General features: G+C 74.2%; 21 protein-coding genes and 3 tRNA genes. 13 read left to right on the forward strand and 11 right to left on the reverse strand.

What is annotated here, in order from left to right; translation table 11 throughout:
• Nucleotides 1–121 precede the first annotated feature (121 nt).
• Nucleotides 122–583: a hypothetical protein gene (locus tag AC3WT4_RS17825; protein WP_257416386.1), complete on the forward strand. Its 462-nt coding sequence runs from the start codon at nt 122–124 to the stop codon at nt 581–583.
• Between the two features lie 4 nt (nt 584–587).
• Here AC3WT4_RS17825 and AC3WT4_RS17830 read toward each other — a convergent pair whose 3' ends face one another.
• From AC3WT4_RS17830 to AC3WT4_RS17845, 4 genes are read right to left on the reverse strand one after another with little or no spacing between them, the layout of a single operon-like run.
• On the reverse strand, nt 588–1655 hold the full coding sequence (locus AC3WT4_RS17830; protein WP_492316107.1) for a sulfate/molybdate ABC transporter ATP-binding protein: 1068 nt from the start codon (nt 1653–1655) through the stop codon (nt 588–590).
• Entirely contained in the window at nt 1652–2545 is an 894-nt protein-coding gene (locus tag AC3WT4_RS17835; RefSeq protein WP_492316108.1) for a sulfate ABC transporter permease, read from the reverse strand. The genes AC3WT4_RS17830 and AC3WT4_RS17835 overlap by 4 nt, the downstream gene beginning before the upstream one ends.
• Nucleotides 2538–3428 carry a sulfate ABC transporter permease subunit CysT gene (gene cysT, locus AC3WT4_RS17840; RefSeq protein WP_400111619.1) on the reverse strand — a complete coding sequence of 297 codons (891 nt, stop codon included), beginning with the start codon at nt 3426–3428 and terminating at the stop codon, nt 2538–2540. The genes AC3WT4_RS17835 and cysT overlap by 8 nt, the downstream gene beginning before the upstream one ends.
• Nucleotides 3429–3431: 3 nt before the next feature.
• Nucleotides 3432–4490, reverse strand: coding sequence for a sulfate ABC transporter substrate-binding protein (locus tag AC3WT4_RS17845; protein ID WP_492316109.1), 1059 nt, complete (start codon nt 4488–4490; stop codon nt 3432–3434).
• A 237-nt stretch (nt 4491–4727) separates the two neighbouring features.
• On the opposite strand from AC3WT4_RS17845, the gene purF reads away from it, so the two are divergent.
• Both purF and purM read left to right on the forward strand, forming a co-directional pair.
• Entirely contained in the window at nt 4728–6275 is a 1548-nt protein-coding gene (gene purF / locus AC3WT4_RS17850) for an amidophosphoribosyltransferase (protein WP_031315107.1), read from the forward strand.
• Nucleotides 6276–6332: 57 nt separating this feature from the next.
• Nucleotides 6333–7466 (forward strand): phosphoribosylformylglycinamidine cyclo-ligase, encoded by a 1134-nt coding sequence (gene purM, locus AC3WT4_RS17855; RefSeq protein WP_492316110.1) that lies wholly within the window; start codon nt 6333–6335, stop codon nt 7464–7466.
• Between the two features lie 234 nt (nt 7467–7700).
• Here the strand turns inward: purM and AC3WT4_RS17860 are convergent, their stop codons facing one another.
• A complete protein-coding gene (locus tag AC3WT4_RS17860) occupies nt 7701–7907 on the reverse strand; it encodes a DUF3073 domain-containing protein (RefSeq protein ID WP_021482112.1) in 207 nt (68 codons plus the stop codon).
• Between the two features lie 409 nt (nt 7908–8316).
• On the opposite strand from AC3WT4_RS17860, the gene AC3WT4_RS17865 reads away from it, so the two are divergent.
• Nucleotides 8317–8529, forward strand: a complete 213-nt coding sequence (locus AC3WT4_RS17865; protein ID WP_074805891.1) for a BldC family transcriptional regulator — start codon at nt 8317–8319, stop codon at nt 8527–8529.
• Between the two features lie 224 nt (nt 8530–8753).
• Here AC3WT4_RS17865 and AC3WT4_RS17870 read toward each other — a convergent pair whose 3' ends face one another.
• The 5 genes from AC3WT4_RS17870 to AC3WT4_RS17890 form a co-directional block, all read right to left on the reverse strand.
• Nucleotides 8754–9062 (reverse strand): DUF3618 domain-containing protein, encoded by a 309-nt coding sequence (locus AC3WT4_RS17870; protein ID WP_074805523.1) that lies wholly within the window; start codon nt 9060–9062, stop codon nt 8754–8756.
• Nucleotides 9059–9481 carry a phage holin family protein gene (locus AC3WT4_RS17875; RefSeq protein ID WP_021481597.1) on the reverse strand — a complete coding sequence of 141 codons (423 nt, stop codon included), beginning with the start codon at nt 9479–9481 and terminating at the stop codon, nt 9059–9061. Before AC3WT4_RS17875 ends, AC3WT4_RS17870 begins: the two co-directional genes overlap by 4 nt.
• Nucleotides 9482–9654: 173 nt before the next feature.
• Nucleotides 9655–9727 (reverse strand) — tRNA-Phe (locus AC3WT4_RS17880).
• A 50-nt stretch (nt 9728–9777) separates the two neighbouring features.
• A tRNA-Asp gene (locus AC3WT4_RS17885) sits at nt 9778–9851 on the reverse strand.
• 163 nt (nt 9852–10014) lie between these two features.
• Nucleotides 10015–10087 (reverse strand) — tRNA-Glu (locus AC3WT4_RS17890).
• A gap of 90 nt (nt 10088–10177) precedes the next feature.
• Between AC3WT4_RS17890 and AC3WT4_RS17895 the strand changes: the two genes are divergently transcribed.
• The 9 genes from AC3WT4_RS17895 (at nt 10178) to AC3WT4_RS17935 (ending at nt 17219) form a co-directional block, all read left to right on the forward strand.
• Entirely contained in the window at nt 10178–10522 is a 345-nt protein-coding gene (locus AC3WT4_RS17895) for a metallopeptidase family protein (RefSeq protein WP_074805895.1), read from the forward strand.
• A 40-nt stretch (nt 10523–10562) separates the two neighbouring features.
• Entirely contained in the window at nt 10563–10880 is a 318-nt protein-coding gene (locus AC3WT4_RS17900) for an ArsR/SmtB family transcription factor (protein WP_186810318.1), read from the forward strand.
• Nucleotides 10881–10972: 92 nt separating this feature from the next.
• Nucleotides 10973–11899, forward strand: a complete 927-nt coding sequence (locus AC3WT4_RS17905) for a cation diffusion facilitator family transporter (protein WP_492316111.1) — start codon at nt 10973–10975, stop codon at nt 11897–11899.
• An 88-nt stretch (nt 11900–11987) separates the two neighbouring features.
• Nucleotides 11988–12995 (forward strand): UDP-glucose 4-epimerase GalE, encoded by a 1008-nt coding sequence (gene galE / locus AC3WT4_RS17910; RefSeq protein WP_074805534.1) that lies wholly within the window; start codon nt 11988–11990, stop codon nt 12993–12995.
• An 88-nt stretch (nt 12996–13083) separates the two neighbouring features.
• Entirely contained in the window at nt 13084–13998 is a 915-nt protein-coding gene (locus AC3WT4_RS17915; protein WP_400111629.1) for a phytoene/squalene synthase family protein, read from the forward strand.
• Nucleotides 13995–15665, forward strand: a complete 1671-nt coding sequence (gene crtI / locus AC3WT4_RS17920; protein WP_492316112.1) for a phytoene desaturase family protein — start codon at nt 13995–13997, stop codon at nt 15663–15665. Before AC3WT4_RS17915 ends, crtI begins: the two co-directional genes overlap by 4 nt.
• Nucleotides 15662–16000, forward strand: a complete 339-nt coding sequence (locus AC3WT4_RS17925) for a lycopene cyclase domain-containing protein (protein ID WP_031317163.1) — start codon at nt 15662–15664, stop codon at nt 15998–16000. Before crtI ends, AC3WT4_RS17925 begins: the two co-directional genes overlap by 4 nt.
• Nucleotides 15997–16353: a lycopene cyclase domain-containing protein gene (locus AC3WT4_RS17930; protein WP_492316113.1), complete on the forward strand. Its 357-nt coding sequence runs from the start codon at nt 15997–15999 to the stop codon at nt 16351–16353. The genes AC3WT4_RS17925 and AC3WT4_RS17930 overlap by 4 nt, the downstream gene beginning before the upstream one ends.
• Complete coding sequence (locus AC3WT4_RS17935) at nt 16350–17219, forward strand: prenyltransferase (RefSeq protein WP_074805544.1); 870 nt, start codon at nt 16350–16352, stop codon at nt 17217–17219. Before AC3WT4_RS17930 ends, AC3WT4_RS17935 begins: the two co-directional genes overlap by 4 nt.
• A gap of 89 nt (nt 17220–17308) precedes the next feature.
• On the opposite strand, the gene AC3WT4_RS17940 is transcribed toward AC3WT4_RS17935, so the two are convergent.
• Nucleotides 17309–18754, reverse strand: coding sequence for a M15 family metallopeptidase (locus AC3WT4_RS17940; protein ID WP_492316114.1), 1446 nt, complete (start codon nt 18752–18754; stop codon nt 17309–17311).
• Nucleotides 18755–18827: the final 73 nt, after the last annotated feature.

An 18827-nucleotide genomic window follows, 5' to 3' on the forward strand; every position in this document is an offset into this window, starting at 1 on the left:
GCCGCCGAGGAGGCGACGCCACGTCCCGCGACCCGGGTCCCGTCCGACGGGCCCGGGTCGCGGTGCGTCCGGGGCGAGGACTCTGCGGGGAGTCCCAGGAAGCGCGGGTAGGGTCGTGCCCGTGAGCTCCGAGCAGTCCCGCGTGCCCGACGGCACGGCCCCCGACCCGTCCGCCGCGCCCGACACCGTCGTGCCCGAGGCCGCGCGCCCCCAGGCCGGGTCTGAGGCCGCCGAGCCCGGGACCGCCGGGCAGGAGACGGGGGCGGACGAGACGCCCGGCGCGGCGTCCGACGACGCCGCCTCCGCGGGTGGCGAGGAGGTCGAGATCGAGTCGGTGGTCGACCCGGCGACGGTCCGTCGCGCCCCCCGCTACCGCGCGTTCTTCACGGTCGGCATCCTCCTCGGCACGGTCCTCGGCCTGGGCATCGGTGGTGCGTGGCTCCAGTCGCCCGCCGCGGCGCCGGTCTTCAAGCCCGGCGTCTACTTCACGGTCATCCTCGTGACGTGCGCGGCGCTGGGCGCCGCGGTCGCGGGCGTGTGGGCCGTCGTCGCCGACCGCCGCAGCCTGCGCGGGCGCCGCTGATCGCTCAGCCGACGAGGGGCTCGGCCACGCGCGGGGCCGCCGGCTCGTGTGTCGAGCCGGTCGGGGCGCCGGCGGCGGGGGAGAGGCGCACCGCCACGCCGGGCGCCAGGCCCAGCGTCCGCGCCTCCGCGCGGGTCACGACGACGGACACCACCTCGTCGCCCGCGGTCACCTCGGCGCGCACCTCGAAGCCCACGCGCGTCGTGCGCGTCACGACGCCGGTCACGCCCGCCGTGTCCGCCACGTCCGCCGTGCCCCCGACCGCGCTGCCCCGGTGCGCCGACGGGTCGAGCCCCGCCACGCCGTCGGGCAGCACCTCGACGTGGACGTCGTGCGGGCGCACGAGGACGCCGCCGAGGCGGGTCACCGGCCCGAGGAAGCCCATGACGAAGTCGTTCGCGGGACGGTCGTAGAGGTCGTCGGGCGTGCCGACCTGCTCGATGCGGCCCTCGTTGACGACGACGATCTCGTCCGCGACCTCGAGCGCCTCCTCCTGGTCGTGCGTGACGAACACCGTGGTGACGGGGATCTCGTCGTGCAGGCGGCGCAACCAGTCGCGCAGCTCCTTGCGGACCTTCGCGTCGAGCGCGCCGAACGGCTCGTCGAGCAGGAGGACGCTCGGGCGGATCGCGAGCGCGCGGGCGAGCGCCATCCGCTGGCGCTGCCCGCCGGAGAGCTGCGACGGCAGCCGGTGCGCGAAGCTCTCGAGGTGCACGAGCCGCAGCAGCTCGTCGACGCGCTCGGCGATCTCGGCCTTCGGCGTGCGGCGGATCTCGAGCCCGAACGCGACGTTCCGCGCGACGGTCAGGTGCTTGAAGGCCGCGTAGTGCTGGAAGACGAAGCCCACGTTGCGACGACGCGCGGGCAGGTTCGTGGCGTCGCGGCCCTCGATCTCGACCTGGCCGGAGTCCGGCACCTCGAGCCCGGCGACGACGCGCAGCAGCGTGGACTTGCCGCCGCCGCTCGGGCCGAGCAGCGCCGTGAGGCGGCCGGTCGGCACGGAGACGGAGACGTCGTCGAGCGCGACGAAGTCGCCGAAGGTCTTGCGGACGTTGCGGATCTCGATGCTCATGCGTCGGCCTCCGTGGGGGCGGCGGGGCGGGTGGACCTGAGGGTGCGGGGGGAGCTCGCCGTGCGGGCGGAGCGGCGGGGCCGGGGGCCGGTGGCGTCGTCGGAGCGCAGGAACGTCACGGCGACGATGCACGCCACGGACACCGACGCGAGGAGGAACGCGACGGCGTAGGCGGTGCCCTGCTCGAAGTCCTGGTACCGCTGCTCGACGAGCAGCGTGGACGTCTGCGTGCGGCCCTCGAAGTTGCCGGAGACGACCTTGACCGCGCCGAACTCGCCGAGGGCGCGCGCGAGCGTGAGCACGACGCCGTAGACGACGGCCCACCGGATCGCCGGCAGGGTGATCCGCCGGAACGTCTGGAGGCGGCTCGCCCCGAGGCTCGTCGCGGCGAGCTCCTCGTCGGTGCCGAGCTCCGTGAGGACCGGCACGACCTCGCGGATGACGAGCGGGAGGCACACGAACGCGGTGGCGAGGACGATGCCCGGCGACGCGAAGATCACCTGGAGCCCGGCGTCCTCGAGCGCGCCGCCGAACCAGCCGTTCTTCCCGTACACGAGGACGAGCGAGAGCCCGACGACGATCGGGGAGACGGACAGCGGGAGGTCGAGCAGGGCGTTGAGGAGGGCCTTGCCCGGGAAGTCGTACCGGACGATGAGCGTCGAGATGCCGACGCCGAACACGGTGTTGATCAGCACGACCTGCACCGCGACGGCGGCGGTGAGCTGGAGCGCGAAGACGACGGACGGGTCGGCGAGGGCCCGCTGGAACGTCTCGAGCCCGTCGGCGAACGCGCCGCGCACGACGAGGGACACCGGCCACCCGACGAGCAGCACGAGGTAGACGACCACGACGGCGCGCAGCGTGCGGCGCACCCAGGGAGAGCTATCCACGACGGGCCACCCTGCGCTGGAGGAGCTGGATCGTCGCGATGACGAGCAGCGAGACGAGAAGGAGCACCGACGCGACGGCCGCCGCCTGCTCCGGCTGGCCGTTCTCCAGGTAGCTGAGGATGCGCACGGAGCCGACCTCGGTCCGCATCGGCAGGTTCCCGGAGAGCAGCACGAGCGCGCCGTACTCGCTGATCGCGCGCGCGAACGACAGCGCGGCCCCCGCGGTGATCGCGGGCGCGAGGGCCGGGAGGACGACGCGGCGGAAGGTCGTGGCCCGCGTGGCGCCCAGCGACGCGGCGGCCTCCTCGACGTCCCGGTCGAGCTCGGCGAGCACGGGCTGGACGCTGCGCACCACGAAGGGCAGCGTGACGAACAGGAACGCGAGGAAGACGGCGGCGCGCGTGTTCGCGACGTCGATCCCCAGCGGCCCCGACGGCCCGTACAGCGCGAGCAGCACGAGTCCGGCGACGATCGTGGGGAGCGCGAACGGGATGTCGATGAGCACCTCGAGGAGCCGCTTGCCGGGGAACCGGTCGCGCACGAGGACCCACGCGATCAGCGTGCCCATGACGACGTTGACGGCGGTCACGGCGAGCGCCTGCGTGACCGTGAGGGTCAGCGCCGCGGCGGTCTGCGGCTGCGTCACGGCGGCGACGAAGGCGGGCCAGCCGCCGACGGACGTCTCGACGAGCACCGCGATCAGCGGGACGAGGGCGAGAGCCGAGAACCAGACGAGCGCGACGCCGAGCCCGAGGCCCGAGGTCGCCGTGAGCCGGTAGGGGCCGTTGGGCGCCCGACGGCGCGTGCGGCCGGGAGGCGCGGCCGGGGCCGGGCGGCGCTCGCGCGCCGCCCGGCCCGGTCGTTCAGCGAGGGTCGAGGCCACGGGTCACTGCTTCCCGGTCTCGGCCTGGATCTTCGTCACCAGGCCCTCGTCACCGAAGAACTTGTCGTTGGTCGCGGACCAGCCGCCGAAGTCGTCGGCGATGGTGAGGAGGGTGGGGACGGTCGGGAACGGGTCGCTCGGGTCGTTCGCGCCCTCGACCTCGAAGTCGACGTCGCCGGTGAGCGGGCGGAAGCCCACGTGCGCGAACGCCTCCTGGCCCTCGGGCGTGAGGACGAAGTCGAGGTAGCTCTGCGCCTTGGGGTCGGCGTCCACCGTCACCGCGGCGGGGTTCTCGATGAGGAGCGTCTGGTCGGGGACCACGTAGTCGAACGTCTCGCCGTTCTGCCGCGCGAGGATCGCCTCGTTCTCGTAGGAGAGCAGGACGTCGCCGGTGCCGGACGTGAAGGCCGTCGTCGCGTCGCGGCCGCTGCCGGGCAGCGCCACCGCGTTGGTGAAGAACTTCCGCAGGTACTCGGTCGCGTCCTCCTCGGAGCCGCCGTTCGCGATGACGCTGCCCCACCCGGCGAGGATGTTCCAGCGGGCCGAGCCCGACGAGCCGGGGTTGGGGGTGACGATCTCGACCCCGGGCTGGACGATGTCCTCCCAGCTCCGGATGTTCTTCGGGTTGCCCTCGCGGACCACGAGGACCACGACGGACTGGCTGACGATGCCCTGGTTCTCGCCCGCGTCCCAGTCCTCGGCGACGAGGCCCGCGTCGACGAGGCGCGTCACGTCGCCCTCGAGCGAGAAGTGCACGTAGTCGGCCTCCAGCCCGTCGGCGACCGCGCGGCTCTGGTCGCCGGACGCGCCGTACGACGTCTCCCAGGTCACGCCCTGGCCGTCCTCGGTCTCGCCCCAGAGCTCCTGCGCCGCGTCGTTGCCCGCCTTGGGCACGGCGAAGCCGACGAGCGAGAGCGTCGTGGGCTCGACGTCGGAGCCCCCGTCGCCGCCCGCGTCGCCCCCGCCGGACCCGTCGACGGCGGTCGGCGCGCAGGCGGTGAGGACCAGGGCGGTGGCTGCCGCGGCACCCGCGAGGGTGATCGTCGTCCGGAGGCGTCGCATGGTGTCGTCCTTCGTCGGGTCCCGGGAGCCGGGAACGGTGGTGGTGCGGGCCCGGCGCGGTGGCGATACTTGACTCGCTCGGTCCGGTAAGTCGAGATTCAAGCGCGGCGTTCCCACGCAGCGAAACCCCCGACCGACAGATGGGACGACGTAACGCCACCGTGAACGACGGCGGGCCGCCGTCCGCCTGGTCGTCCGCTTCCGCCCTCGCTCGCACGCTGTGGGACACTGAGGTACGTGGCCCCCCGCGGAGATGGACTTCTCAACCACGACCTCATGCCCGGCGAGAAAGGCCCCCAGGACGCCTGCGGCGTCTTCGGTGTCTGGGCGCCCGGCGAGGAGGTCGCCAAGCTCGCCTACTTCGGGCTCTACGCGCTGCAGCACCGCGGCCAGGAGTCGGCGGGCATCGCGACGAGCAACGGCGAGCAGATCCTCGTCTACAAGGACATGGGCCTCGTCTCCCAGGTCTTCGACGAGACGGCCCTCAACGCCTTGACGGGGCACATCGCCGTCGGGCACTGCCGCTACTCGACCACGGGCGGCGTGACGTGGGAGAACGCGCAGCCCACGCTCGGCGCCACCGCGTCCGGGACCGTGGCCCTCGGGCACAACGGCAACCTCACCAACTCCGCCGAGCTCGTCAACCTCGTCGCCGAGCGCTACGGCAGCCAGCGCCGCGGCGAGCTCGCGCGCGGCAACACCACGGACACCGCGCTCGTCACCGCCCTGCTCGCGGGCGACGCCGACCACACGCTCGAGGCGACGGCGCTCGAGGTGCTCCCGCGCCTGCGCGGCGCGTTCTCGCTCGTCTTCATGGACGAGCGGACGCTCTACGCCGCGCGCGACCCGCAGGGCGTGCGCCCGCTCGTGCTCGGCCGTCTCGAGCGCGGCTGGGTCGTCGCGAGCGAGACGCCCGCGCTCGACATCGTGGGCGCGTCCTTCGTGCGCGAGGTCGAGCCCGGCGAGCTCATCGCGATCGACGCGGAGGGCCTGCGCTCGCAGCGGTTCGCGCCCATCGAGCGCGCGGGCTGCGTCTTCGAGTACGTCTACCTGGCCCGCCCGGACACGAGCATCAACGGCCGCTCGGTGCACGCGGCGCGCGTCGAGATGGGCCGCCAGCTCGCCCGGGAGCACCCGGTCGAGGCGGACCTCGTCATCCCGGTCCCCGAGTCGGGCACGCCCGCCGCCGTGGGCTACGCCGCCGAGTCGGGCATCCCGTTCGGCCAGGGGCTCACGAAGAACGCCTACGTGGGGCGCACGTTCATCCAGCCGTCGGACACGCTCCGTCAGCTCGGCATCCGGCTCAAGCTCAACCCGCTGCGCGACGTGATCCGCGGCAAGCGGCTCGTCGTGGTCGACGACTCGATCGTGCGCGGCAACACGCAGCGCGCGCTCGTACGCATGCTGCGCGAGGCCGGCGCCGCCGAGGTGCACGTGCGCATCAGCTCGCCGCCCGTGAAGTGGCCGTGCTTCTACGGCATCGACTTCGCCTCGCGCGCCGAGCTCATCGCGAACGGCCTCTCGCCGCACGAGATCGGCCAGTCGCTCGGTGCCGACAGCCTCGGCTACATCTCGACCGAGGGCATGATCTCGGCGACCGAGCAGCCGTCGTCCCAGCTCTGCACGGCGTGCTTCACGGGCAAGTACCCCATCGAGCTGCCGCCCGACGACCAGCTCGGCAAGCACCTCCTCGAGCAGGCCGAGCTCCCGCTCGGGGCGCCCGAGGACGGGCTGCGCAGCCTCTCGGTGACCGCCGGCGGCGCCGGCGCCCTCCAGCACCCCTGACCCGCACCCTCCGCACCACCGGCGCGCGCGCCGCGAGACACCTTTGGAGCCGACACCATGACTGCCGACTCGCCCCGCACGGGCCTCACCTACGCCGCCGCGGGGGTCGACACCGAGGCCGGTGACAAGGCCGTCGAGCTCATGAAGGACGCGGTGCGCCGCACCCACGGGCCGCAGGTCCTCGGTGGCGTCGGCGGGTTCGCCGGGCTCTACGACTTCTCCGAGGTCGCGGCGTACCGCCGTCCGCTGCTCGCGACGTCGACCGACGGCGTCGGCACCAAGGTCGCGATCGCGCAGGCCCTCGACGTGCACGACACGATCGGCTTCGACCTCGTCGGCATGGTCGTCGACGACATCGTGGTGGTGGGCGCCAAGCCGCTGTTCATGACCGACTACATCGCGTGCGGCAAGGTCGTGCCCGAGCGCATCGCGGGCATCGTCCGGGGCATCGCCGCCGCCTGCGAGGTCGCCGGCACGGCGCTCGTCGGCGGGGAAACGGCCGAGCACCCGGGCCTGCTCGGCGAGGACGAGTACGACGTCGCCGGCGCGGCCACGGGCGTCGTCGAGGCGGACGCGCTGCTCGGCCCGGACCGCGTCCGCGAGGGCGACGTGCTCGTCGGCATGGCGTCGTCGGGTCTCCACTCGAACGGCTACTCGCTCGTGCGCGCCGTGCTCAAGCACGCGGGCTGGGGCCTCGAGCGGCACGTGGACGAGCTCGGCCGCACCGTCGGCGAGGAGCTGCTCACCCCGACGCGCGTCTACGCGAGCGACTGCCTCGCCCTGGCCGCCGACGACGCGGCCCAGGTCCACGCGTTCACGCACGTCACGGGCGGTGGTCTGGCCGCGAACCTCGCGCGCGTCCTCCCGGCCGGGCTCGTCGGCGTCGTGGAGCGGGGGAGCTGGGACGTGCCGCCCGTCTTCCGCCTCGTGCGCGAGCTGGGCGGGGTCCCGCGCGGCGACCTCGAGAACACGCTCAACCTCGGCGTCGGGATGGTCGCGGTCGTGGGCGCGGACGGCGTCGACGCAGCCCTCGCGCGGTGCGCCGCGCTCGACGTGCCCGCGTGGGTGCTCGGCACGGTCGAGGCCTTCGACCCGGGGGCGGCCCGCGACCTGGCCGACGGCGACCTGGTCGCCGGCACCAAGGGCGTCCAGGCGGGCGCGGTGCGCCTCGTCGGGGACTACCGGTCCTGATCACCGCCCGGTCGGGTCGGCGCGCGGGTCCCGCGGCGTCCGGCCCGGCCAGGGCTGCGCGCCCGCGGGCGCGACGACGCGGTGGGGTGGTCCGTCGCGGACGTCGCGGTGGGGTGCCTTGTCGTCGACGCCACGGACGCACGACGACGGCGCCACCGCCTGCGGGCAGGCGGCGGCGCCGTCGAGGTCAGATGCGTCCGTGCGAGACGGCGGAGGGGGTGTCGCGGACGACCGTCAGCGGTCGTCGGACCAGTCGTTGTAGCGCTGGTCGTAGCGCTCGAGGTCGTCCGGCTCGGCGCCGAAGCGCGAGTCCGTCACGACATCCGTACGGCTGTGACCCGTGAGCTCCTGCTCGAGCGCACTGTAGTTCGTCTCGGGGCTGTAGTACTTCAGCGCGCGAGCGACCTTGGTCTGCTTTGCCTTCTGACGGCCGCGGCCCATGGCTCCGACCCCCTCAACGTAGAAGCGGGGCGGCAACGTACTCAGACGTGCGGCCCCGGGGTGTAGTTTCGTCTGTTCAGGGTCCAACGGTACATGCTCAGGGCCTATTCCATCCACTCAGGGACCCCGGCCGAGCCGCGGACGTGCCTACCGTCACACAGTCTCCACCGCGCGGCCTCGCCCGGACAGGGTCCGGTGGTCGGGAGAGCCCTTGCGGACCACCTGCGGCAACGCTCTCGTATGCCGCAGGAGCGCCTATCCGGCCGATCCGACCATAGAGCGCCTAATTCACCCGTCCGTCAAGTCGCCCGAAATCCGCATGCTGCGACAATGGAAGGTACTGGCGTCGTGCTGTCGTCGTGATCCGGGGTATCTGCCGGACCAGCGCGTACCAGGAGGAGGTGTCGTGATGTCCATGCACGGGGAGTCCGAGGTTCTGCTCACGCCCGCCGAGGTCGCCAGCCTTTTCCGCGTCGACCCCAAGACCGTCACCCGCTGGGCGAAGGCGGGCAAGCTGTCGTCGATCCGCACCCTGGGCGGCCACCGGCGCTACCGCGAGTCGGAGGTCCGGGCCCTGCTCGGTGCCGCGAGCGAGCCCGCGGAGGGCAACGACAAGTCCTGACCCGGCGCGGGCGCGCCCACGGCTCTCGCGCGGCGGCACGACGCCGCACGGATGCCGGCACGACGCGCGACCTCGCGCCGCGCGCTGGCCGCTCCCCGGTCGCGTGCGTCGTCGAACATCCCGGACGTCCCGCGCGACGGACACCTCCCGCACGCCGGAACGCCGCCGACCCTGCGTCCGATGGAGCATCGGCGCGGGGTCGACGGCGTTCGTCGACGGGTTCGCTACGAGCGGCGGCGCAGGATGGCCGCGGCCACCAGCGCGACGCCGACCACGGCAGCACCCAGCAGCAGCTTGACGTTGCGGGACCGGTCCGGGTCCTCCTCGGGCAGACCGTTGCCGGAGAGGAACGCCCCGGTGTCGCTCGCCGCCTGCTTCGCCTGCTGCGCGGCGGCCTTGGCCTGGACGCGCGGGTCGAGCCGCGTGGTGAGCTCGTCGATCGTCCCCGCGAGCTCCTTGCGGGTCCGGGCGATCTCGTCCTCGAGCTGGGACGGGGAGAGCTGAGGGTCGGGGGTCTCGCCGTTTCCGCTCACGGGCGCAGTCCTTCCTTGATGGTCGCGACGTCTTCCTTGATGCTCTCGACCGCGCCGGTCGGCGTCGGGGGCACGCCCCGCTGGAGCTGCTTGACGCCGACGAACGCGAGCGTACCGGCGACCAGGACAAGGACGCCGCCGACGATCAGCGCCGCGAGCCACAGCGGCATCGCGGTCGCGAGGCCCTCCATGGCGGAGTGCAGCAGGAAGCCCAGGCCGTACAGCACCAGCACGCCGCCGACGACGAGCAGGCCGATGCCGATGCCGGCGTGCTTCGCCTTCGTCGTCAGCTCGGCCTTCGCGAGGGCGATCTCCGAGCGGACGAGCCGGGTCGCCTGCTCGGACAGGCGCTCCACGAGCTGTCCGACCGTCGGCTTCTGCTCCTCGGGCGGGATGCGCCCGTCGATCCAGTCGCTCATCTCTCAGCCTTTCCGCAGGTGATCCCCCACCACTCAACCGGCACCGGGGTCGGCGCGCAACTTCCCGGGGGGTGCGCGCGGTGCCGCGGGGCGAGGGGGGTCGCGCGGTGGGCGCCGCACCGGCTCGGGACGCAGAAGACCCCCGACCGGAATCCCGGGCGGGGGTCTCTCGGTGGCTCCGACCGGCGTCGATCCGGTGACCTTTCGATTTTCAGTCGAACGCTCTACCAACTGAGCTACAGAGCCATGGGGGAAGAGCCCGGCCGGCCGATGCCGACCGGGCTCTTCGCCTCACGCGACCCTGACGGGACTTGAACCCGCGACCTCCGCCGTGACAGGGCGGCGCGCTAACCAACTGCGCTACAGGGCCTTGCTGTTCTTCGCGAGACACACCTTAGCACCAGGGAACCTGGTGATTTTCACCAGTGATCCTGGTGGTGTGGTGGCCCGCATTCGAACCGAGAGGATCGTACCGCACCGGTGCGCCGATCCGTAAATCCGCCGGTGACCACCGGTCCCGACGCGATCTCGCGTACCCCCAACGGGATTCGAACCCGTGCTACCGCCGTGAAAGGGCGGGGTCCTAGGCCGCTAGACGATGGGGGCTCAGGAACGTCGGCCAGTGTACAGCGGCACCGCCCGGGGCTCCGCGTCGGTTCTGCCTCCCGCGCGGGGGAGGATGGGCGGGTGGTGGAGATGACGCGGGCCGAGTTCGAGGACGCCGTGCGCGACGGGCTGGACCTCGTGCCCGAGGACCTGGCGGCGCAGATGGACAACGTCGTGGTGCTCGTCGAGGACGACGCGCCCGACGACGACCCCGAGCTGCTCGGGCTCTACGAGGGGGTCCCGCTCACGGAGCGGGACCACATGTGGGCGGCGGGTGCGCTGCCCGACCGCATCACGATCTTCCGCAACCCGACGCTCGCCATCTGCGAGACGCGGGAGGACGTGGTCGAGGAGGTGGCGGTGACCGTCGTCCACGAGATCGCGCACCACTTCGGGATCGACGACGACCGGCTGCACGAGCTCGGCTGGGGCTGAGCCCGGGCGGTCCGCGGGTGCCGATCGCTAGGATCGGCGGGTGACGACGAGCGCCGCGAGCGACCCCCGGCACGACGGCGCGCACGACCACGAGGCGGTCGCGCGCCTCCTGCACGCGCTCGCCGAGCCGCGCCGCCTGGCGATCGTGCACCTGCTCACGGGCTCCGAGCGTCGCGTCGTCGACCTCACGCGCGAGCTCGGGCTGGCCCAGTCGACTGTCTCGGCGCACCTCACCACGCTGCGCGACGTGGGGGTCGTGGCGGTGCGACGGGAGGGGCGGTCGTCCTGGTACCGGCTCGTGCGGCCCGAGGTCGCGCACCTCCTCGCCGACGCGGAGCACGTCGCCCTGGCGCCCTGACCCCTGCGCGTGGCGCGCCTCACGGTGCACTCCGTCTAGAAAACATCGGTGTTCACCGATAACATCGGTACATACCGATGAATGGAGGATCGATGGGAGCGGGTCACGACCACGGCGCAGGTGGCCTCGACGCGCCCGACCACCGCAGACGGCTCGCCGTCGCGTTCGGCATCACCGCGACGATCCTCGCGGCCCAGGCCGTCGGCGCGGTGCTCACGGGGAGCCTGGCGCTCCTCACGGACACGGCGCACATGCTCACCGACGCGGTCGGGCTCGCCGTCGCGCTCGTCGCGGCGTCGCTCGCGCTGCGCCCGGCGACCAAGCACCGCACGTGGGGCTTCCGCCGCGTCGAGGTGCTCGCGGCGCTCGCGCAGGCGGCCCTGCTCCTGGCGGTCGGCGCGTACGCCGCGGTCGAGGGCGTCCGGCGCCTGCTCGAGCCGCCGGAGGTGCCCTCCTCCGAGCTGCTCGTGTTCGGGATCGTCGGCCTCGTGGGGAACCTCGTCGCCATCGCGGTCCTCGCGTCGGGGCGGCGCGCGAACCTCAACCTGCGCGCGGCGTTCCTCGAGGTGGTCAACGACGCGCTCGGTTCCGTCGGCGTCATCGTCGCCGCCGTCGTGATCGCCACGACCGGCTACCAGCGGGCCGACGCGATCGCCGGCCTGCTCATCGCGGTCCTCATCGTGCCCCGCGCGTTCCGCCTCCTGCGCGAGGCGACGGCCGTCCTCATGGAGTTCACGCCCGAGGGGCTGGACCTCGACGACGTCCGCCGGCACATCCTGTCCCTCGACCACGTCGAGGACGTGCACGACCTGCACGCATCGACGGTCGCGACCGGGCTCCCGACCATCTCGGCGCACGTCGTCGTGGACGACGCGTGCTTCCGGGACGGGCACGCGCTGGAGATCGTCGAGCGCGTGCGCATGTGCGTGGCGCACCACTTCCCGGTCTCCGTCGAGCACTCGACGTTCCAGCTCGAGACGGCGGCCCTGCGCGACCGCGAGGCGCACGGCCACGCCTGAGCGTGCCGTCGTACCTCCCGCGGCGGGCGACCCGACGCCCTGGGGACGACCCCGCCGCCGCGCGGGGCGCGCGCACTAGGGTGGTGCCATGACGATCCTCGTGACCGGCGGAGCCGGGTACATCGGCGCGCACGTGGTGCGCCTCCTGCAGGAGCGCGGCGAGAAGGTGGTCGTCGTCGACGACCTGAGCACGGGACGCGCGGACCGCGTCGGCGACGCGGTGCTCGTCGAGGTCGACGTCGCGTCGCCCGAGGCCGTGGACGTGCTCACGCGCGCGATGGCCGAGCACGACGTGCGCGCGGTGGTGCACTTCGCGGCGCGCAAGCAGGTGGGGGAGTCGGTCGAGAAGCCGGCCTGGTACTACCAGCAGAACGTCGGGGGCTTCACGAACCTCGTCACCGCGATGCAGGCGGCCGGCGTCGACCGCCTGGTCTTCTCCTCGTCGGCGGCGACGTACGGCATGCCGTCGGTGTCCCTGGTCGAGGAGAAGCTGCACGCCGAGCCGATCAACCCCTACGGCGAGACCAAGCTCGTCGGGGAGTGGCTCGGCCGGGCCGCGAGCCGCGCGTGGGGGCTGCGGTTCGTCGCGCTGCGCTACTTCAACGTCGCCGGCGCGGGCTGGCCGGACCTGGGCGACCCCGCGGTGCTCAACCTCGTGCCCATGGTGCTCGACCGCCTGGAGCGCGGCGAGCGGCCCAAGATCTTCGGGGACGACTACCCGACGCCGGACGGCACGTGCATCCGGGACTACATCCACGTGCTCGACCTCGCGCAGGCCCACCTCGCCGCGCTCGAGTACCTCGACGTGGACGAGCGCCCGTTCGACGTGTTCAACGTCGGCACGGGCGAGGGCTCCTCGGTGCGCGAGGTGATCGACGAGATCGGGCGCGTGAGCGGGCTCGACGTCACGCCCGAGGTCCTGCCGCGCCGTGCGGGCGACCCGCCGCAGCTCGTCGGGAACCCGCGTCGCATCAACGAGCTCTTCGGCTGGCGCGCCACCAACGGGCTGCCGGAGATCATCGCGTCGGCGTGGGAGGCCTGGCAGTCCGGGCCCCGCCGCATCGACACGACGCGCGAGGCCGCCTCCGAGGTGTGAAATCCGGCGTCCCGTGCGACCCTACATCCCTCAGCATGCTGAGGATTGACCGGGGAGGTGCCCCGGCGACGGAAGGCGGGACGACGACGTGGGTGACGAGAGCGACCCGGCACGGCTGTACGACCTGACCGCCGCACGCACGAGCCGGGTCGTGCTGGCGGCGTACTCGACCTCGTTCGGGCTGGGCGCACGCCTGCTCGACGCACCGACCCGCGACGGGATCGACGCGGTCTACGGGCTCGTGCGGATCGCGGACGAGGTCGTGGACACGCGCCGCGGCGACGGCGCGGGTGAGCTCCTCGACGAGCTCGAGGCGGAGACGGCGCGGGCGCTCGCCCGCGGCTGGTCGACGAACCTCGTCGTCCACTCGTTCGCGCGCGCCGCGCGCCGCTGCGGCTTCGGGCACGACGAGGTCGACCCGTTCTTCGCCTCGATGCGCACCGACCTCACGGTCCGCGTGCACGACCGTGAGAGCTACGAGCGGTACGTCTACGGCTCGGCGGAGGTCGTCGGCCTCATGTGCCTCGCGGTGTTCCTCAACGCGCGCCGCCGACCGGGAGAGCCGCTGCGCGTCCCGGACCCGGTGCTCGTCCGGGGCGCCCGCGCGCTCGGCGCGGCGTTCCAGAAGATCAACTTCCTGCGCGACCTGCGCACCGACCACGACGAGCTCGGGCGCGCGTACCTGCCCGGCGTCGTCCCCGGCCGCCTGCGCCGCCGGGACGTCGAGGCGTTCTGCCGCGAGGTGGAGGGCGACCTCGCCGCCGCCCGCGCCGCGCTGCCCGGCCTCCCGGTGCGCCCGCGCATCGCCGTGGCCGCGACCGTCGCCGTCTACGAGCGGCTCCTCGCGCGTCTCGCCGCGACGCCGCCGGAGGACATCCTGCGTGCGCGCGTGCGCATCCCGGACACGATGAAGGTCGCGCTCGCGGCGCGCGCCGCCGGCGGCCAGCTCCTCGGCCAGGTGGCGTCCGCCCGGTCCCCGCGCCCGCGGAAGGTGCTCGCGTGAGGGCTCCGGGCGTCGTCGTCGTCGGGGGTGGGATCGCCGGGCTCGCCACCGCCGCCCTGCTCGCGCGCGGCGGCGCCCGCGTCACGCTGCTCGAGCGGCACGACGAGGTGGGCGGCCGGGCCGGCACGCTCGAGGTGGACGGCTTCCGCTTCGACACGGGCCCGTCCTGGTACTTCATGCCCGAGGTGTTCGAGCACTTCTTCGGGCTGCTCGGCGCGCGCGTCGAGGACCACCTCGACCTCGTCCCGCTCGACCCGGCGTACCGGGTCTTCTTCGAGCCGGGCGCGGACGGCGCGGCATCGACGTTCGAGCTGTCCGGCAACCCCGGCGTGAACCGGTCGCGGCTCGACGCGATCGAGCCGGGTGCCGGAGGCCGGATCGCCGCGTACGCCGAGGACGCGAGCGAGGCGTACGGGCTCGCGCTCGACCACTTCCTCTACACGACGTTCGAGCGCCCCGACCGGGCGCTCTCGCCCGCGGTGCTGCGCCGGCTGCCGCGCCTGGCCGCGCTCCTGCGCGAGTCGCTCGCCGACCGCGCCGCGCGCGCCGTGGAGGACCCGCGGCTCCAGCAGCTCCTCGGGTACCACGCCGTGTTCCTCGGGTCGTCGCCCTACCGCGCGCCCGCGCTCTACTCGCTCATGAGCCACCTCGACCTCGTCGACGGCGTCCAGTACCCCCGCGGGGGCATGTACACGCTCATCGAGGCCGTCGAGCGGCTCGCGCGTGACGCGGGCGCCGAGGTGCGCACCGGCGCCGACGTCGCCGGGATCGAGGTCGTGCCCGGCGGCGGTCGGCGCGGTCGGGTCACCGGCGTGCGCCTCGCCTCGGGCGAGCTCGTCGAGGCGGACGTCGTCGTCTCGGCCGCCGACCGGCACCACACGGAGACGGCGCTCCTCGAGCCCCGCTGGGCCGACCTCCCCGCCGCGGCGTGGGAGGACAAGGGCCCGGGCATCTCCGCGCTGCTCGTGCTCGCGGGCGTCCGCGGCGAGCTGCCCGAGCTCGCGCACCACTCGCTGTTCTTCACGAAGGACTGGCCCGCCAACTTCGACGCGGTGCTCGGCCCGGACCGTCGCAGCGACCCCCGCGGCCTGCGCGTGCCGGAGCCCGCCTCGCTCTACGTGTCGCGCACGAGCGCGACCGACGGGCCGACGTCGGCCGCGCCCGCAGCGCCGCCCGGCCACGAGAACCTGTTCCTCCTCGTGCCGTTCCCCGCCGACCCCACGCTCGGCGGGGACGAGCCGTCGCGGCGCACGCTCGACGGGCTCGCCGACCGCTACCTCGCCCAGGTGGGGCGCTGGGCGGGCGTCGAGGACCTCCCGGGGCGCGTCGTCATGCGGCGCGTGCTCGGGCCTGCGCACTTCGCGGCCGAGCTCTCGGCCTGGCGCGGCGGCGCGCTCGGCATGGAGCACACCCTGCGGCAGTCCGCCCTGTGGCGCCCGGGGAACGCGTCCCGCCGTGTCGACGGGCTCTACCACGCCGGAGGTGGCACGATCCCGGGCGTGGGACTGCCGATGTGCCTGATCAGCGCCGAGCTCGTCGCCAAGCGGCTGCTCGGCGAGACGTCCGCGCGTCCGCTGCCCGAGCCGCTGCGCGACGGCTTCCTCGCTGCGAGCCGCCGGCCCGAACGGCTCCGGCCGGCGGACCGGCCGGTGGCGGTCCGCCGGTGACGGGCCTCGCCTACCTCGGTGCGCTCGCGGTCTCGCTCGGCGGCCTCGCCGTGCTCGACCGCCGGTTCCGGCTCGCGTTCTGGTCCGACCCCCGGCGTGCGGCGCTCACGGTCGGTCTCGGCGTCGTCGGGTTCCTCGCGTGGGACGTCGCGGGCCTCGCGCTCGGGATCTTCGCGCGCGGGGAGAGCCCGTGGATGACCGGGCTGCTGCTCGCCCCCGACCTCCCCGTCGAGGAGGCGGTGTTCCTGACGCTCCTGTGCTACAACGCGCTGCTCGTCTGGCGGGGCGCCGAGCGGGTGCTCGCGGCCCGCCGCGCCGGGGAGGACGACGCGTGACGAACATCGTGCTCAACGTCATCGTCCTCGCGGTGCTCGTCGTGGTGTCGTGGCGCGTGCTGCGTCGGCTGCGACCCGGGCCGCTCGTGTGGACGGCCGTCGTCATGTGCGTGCTCACCCTCGTGTTCGACACGCTGATGATCGCCGCCGACCTGTACGTCTACCACCCGGACAAGATCCTCGGCGTCTACCTGTGGGGTGCGCCGCTCGAGGACTTCGCGTACGCGCTCGCCGCCGCGCTCGGGATGCCGGTGCTGTGGACCGTGCTCGGCGCCCGCGGTCGCGACCGCGGCGCGGGCCGCAGGCCCGGGCGCGGGTCCGGGCGCGCGCGGGCCACGGAGGACGACAGGTGAAGGACGTCCTCGCCGCGTCGCGGCCGTTCTCCTGGATCAACACGGCCTACCCGTTCGCTGCCGGGTACCTCGTCGCGACCGGCGGGCGCGTCGACCTCGCGCTCGTCCTCGGGACGCTCTACTTCCTCGTGCCGTACAACCTGCTCATGTACGGCGTGAACGACGTCTTCGACTACGCGAGCGACCTGCGGAACCCGCGCAAGGGCGGGATCGAGGGCGCGCTGGCGGACCCGGCGACCGCGCGCGTCACGCACCGTCGCATCCTGCGCGCGTGCGTCGCGACCAACGTGCCGTTCCTCGTCGCGCTCCTGCTCCTCGGCGACCCGCTCGCGGGCGCGGTCCTCGCGCTCGTGGTGTTCGGCGTCGTCGCCTACTCGGCGCCCCGGCTGCGGTTCAAGGAACGCCCGTTCCTCGACTCGTTCACCTCCGCGATGCACTTCGCGGGCCCGCTCCTGTACGCGCTCGTGCTCGTCGACGCGGACCTCTCCGCGCGCTCCGTCTGGCCCGTGCTCGTCGGCTTCGTGCTCTGGGGCATGGCGTCGCACGCGTTCGGGGCGGTGCAGGACGTGCGCGCGGACCGGGAGGGGGGCATCGCGTCCGTCGCGACGGCGATCGGCGCGCACGCGACCGTGCTCGCCGCTGCCGCGGCGTACGTCGGGGCGGCCGTCGTGCTCGCGGTGCTCCCGTGGCCCGGGGTCCTCGCCGCGCTGCTCCCGCTGCCGTACGCGGTCAACGTGCTGCGCTTCCGCGACGTGCGCGACGACGACTGCGAGCGCGCCAACGCGGGCTGGCGCGCGTTCCTGTGGCTCAACCTCGTCACCGGGTTCCTCGTGACGATGCTGCTCCTCGCGGACGCCCTCACCTGACGGGCCCGCGCCGGCGGACAGGGACGACGACGGCCCCGGTCCGCGAGGTCGTCGCGGTGCCGGGGCCGTCGTCGTGGTGGTGCGGCTCGTCAGGAGATGTCGCCGTACTCCCAGTGCCAGGGCTCGTTCTTCGAGCCGCCGGCGCGGGCCCACTCGGGGTTGTCCCAGCCGTAGGCCGGCGCGTTGGCGCGCATCCACTCGTACTGCGCGGTGCCGTAGCTCTGGATGCCGCCGCCGAGGTCGAGCGCGAGCGCCCAGCCGTGGTTCGACATCCCGGGCGGCGCCGCGAAGTAGCCGCGGGACGCCTTCACGGCGACCTGGGACGCGTACGAGCGGTAGGAGTCCGTCACGGAGAGGTTCGCGCCGAACGTCTCGCGGAACTTCTCGTTGAGGGCCTCGATCTGGTGGGCGGCGTCGCAGCGGAGCTGCTCCCCGGGCGCGAACGACAGCTCGCAGAGCGCGCTCGCAGGGATCTGCCCGTTGCCGAAGCCCGCGGTGGAGGCGGCCCACTGGTCGAGCTGGGCGGCGACCTCCTCGGGCGACGGCGGTCCGGGCACGACCTGGACGGTCACGCCCGAGCCGGCGGCGTCGAGCAGGGTCGTGAGCTCCGCCGTCAGCGCGGCGATCTCCTCCGTGCCGCCGGTCCCGACGGGAGCCGCGGGGTCGGCCGGCGCCTCGCCCGCGTCGGGCGCGCCCTCGGCCGGGGCGTCGACGGCCGCGTCGGCCGTGCCCGTGGTGAGGTCGGGCGCGTCGGTGGCGGTGTCCGCGGCCGCCGCGTCCTCCTCGGGCGACTCGGTGGCCGCGTCCGTCCCGGGCGCGGCGTCGTCGGCCGACCCGGCGAGGTCGGGCGTCGCCGGGTCGAGCGTCGGGACGGCGGCACCCAGCTCGTCGAGCGGCGTGCGGGCCGAGGACCGGCTCGCGCGGTCGTCGGCGCGGCCGTCGAGCGCGGGCACGCTCGCGCCGAGCGTCTCGGCCGCGGTGAGGGCGTCGTCGGTCGCGGGCTCGTCGGCGGCCTCGGCGGACGCCGTGGCGTCGTCGGGGTTCGCGAGCCCCGACCCGGCGGGGGAGCCGAGGAGCGCCGCGCCCTCGGGCGCGGACGCCTCGGTCACGGCCTCGCTGAGGCGCGTGCGCGCGTCCTCGATCTGGGCCACCTGCTCGGGCGTGAGCGACGCGGCGCCTTCGCCGGTGAGGAACTGGGCCCGGACGAGCACGTCGCTCGCCGCCTCCACGGTCGCCGGGTCGGCGGTCGCGAGGTCGGCGGGCGCGCCGAGGGCCACGGGGGCCACGGCGGTGCCGGACGTCGGGGCGTCGCCCGGGGTCGCGCCGGTCGCGTCCGTCGTGGCGGACGGGGCCGACCCGTTGGCGAAGGCCGCCGCGGCGGTGCTCGCGGTGAGCGCGACGGCCGCGACGGCGGCGCCGGTCCCGAGGGTGCGGCGACGCCGGGGCGCGGCGGCGCCGGTCCCGTGCGTGCCACGGCGGGCGGCGGAGACGAGTGCGGCGGGGAACGAGGCCCGGCGCGCGGTGTGGCGGCCCATCTAGCGCGCCTCGCCGCGGACGGCGGGGTACGCGCCGGTGGTGCCGGTCGGGGTGGACGTGAGGTGCTGTGCA

It is taken from the genome of Cellulosimicrobium sp. EB106-03-01-XG111 (genome assembly GCF_058792115.1).

Excerpts from the sequence above, each read along its gene's own strand:
- AC3WT4_RS17905 (WP_492316111.1), top strand. The coding sequence starts at position 10,973 with ATGGGAGCGGGTCACGACCACGGCGCAGGTGGCCTCGACGCGCCCGAC.
- AC3WT4_RS17830 (WP_492316107.1), bottom strand. The coding sequence starts at position 1,655 with ATGAGCATCGAGATCCGCAACGTCCGCAAGACCTTCGGCGACTTCGTC.
- purM (WP_492316110.1), top strand. The coding sequence starts at position 6,333 with ATGACTGCCGACTCGCCCCGCACGGGCCTCACCTACGCCGCCGCGGGG.
- AC3WT4_RS17860 (WP_021482112.1), bottom strand. The coding sequence starts at position 7,907 with ATGGGCCGCGGCCGTCAGAAGGCAAAGCAGACCAAGGTCGCTCGCGCG.
- galE (WP_074805534.1), top strand. The coding sequence starts at position 11,988 with ATGACGATCCTCGTGACCGGCGGAGCCGGGTACATCGGCGCGCACGTG.
- AC3WT4_RS17895 (WP_074805895.1), top strand. The coding sequence starts at position 10,178 with ATGACGCGGGCCGAGTTCGAGGACGCCGTGCGCGACGGGCTGGACCTC.
- AC3WT4_RS17875 (WP_021481597.1), bottom strand. The coding sequence starts at position 9,481 with ATGAGCGACTGGATCGACGGGCGCATCCCGCCCGAGGAGCAGAAGCCG.
- AC3WT4_RS17845 (WP_492316109.1), bottom strand. The coding sequence starts at position 4,490 with ATGCGACGCCTCCGGACGACGATCACCCTCGCGGGTGCCGCGGCAGCC.
- AC3WT4_RS17940 (WP_492316114.1), bottom strand. The coding sequence starts at position 18,754 with ATGGGCCGCCACACCGCGCGCCGGGCCTCGTTCCCCGCCGCACTCGTC.
- AC3WT4_RS17865 (WP_074805891.1), top strand. The coding sequence starts at position 8,317 with ATGTCCATGCACGGGGAGTCCGAGGTTCTGCTCACGCCCGCCGAGGTC.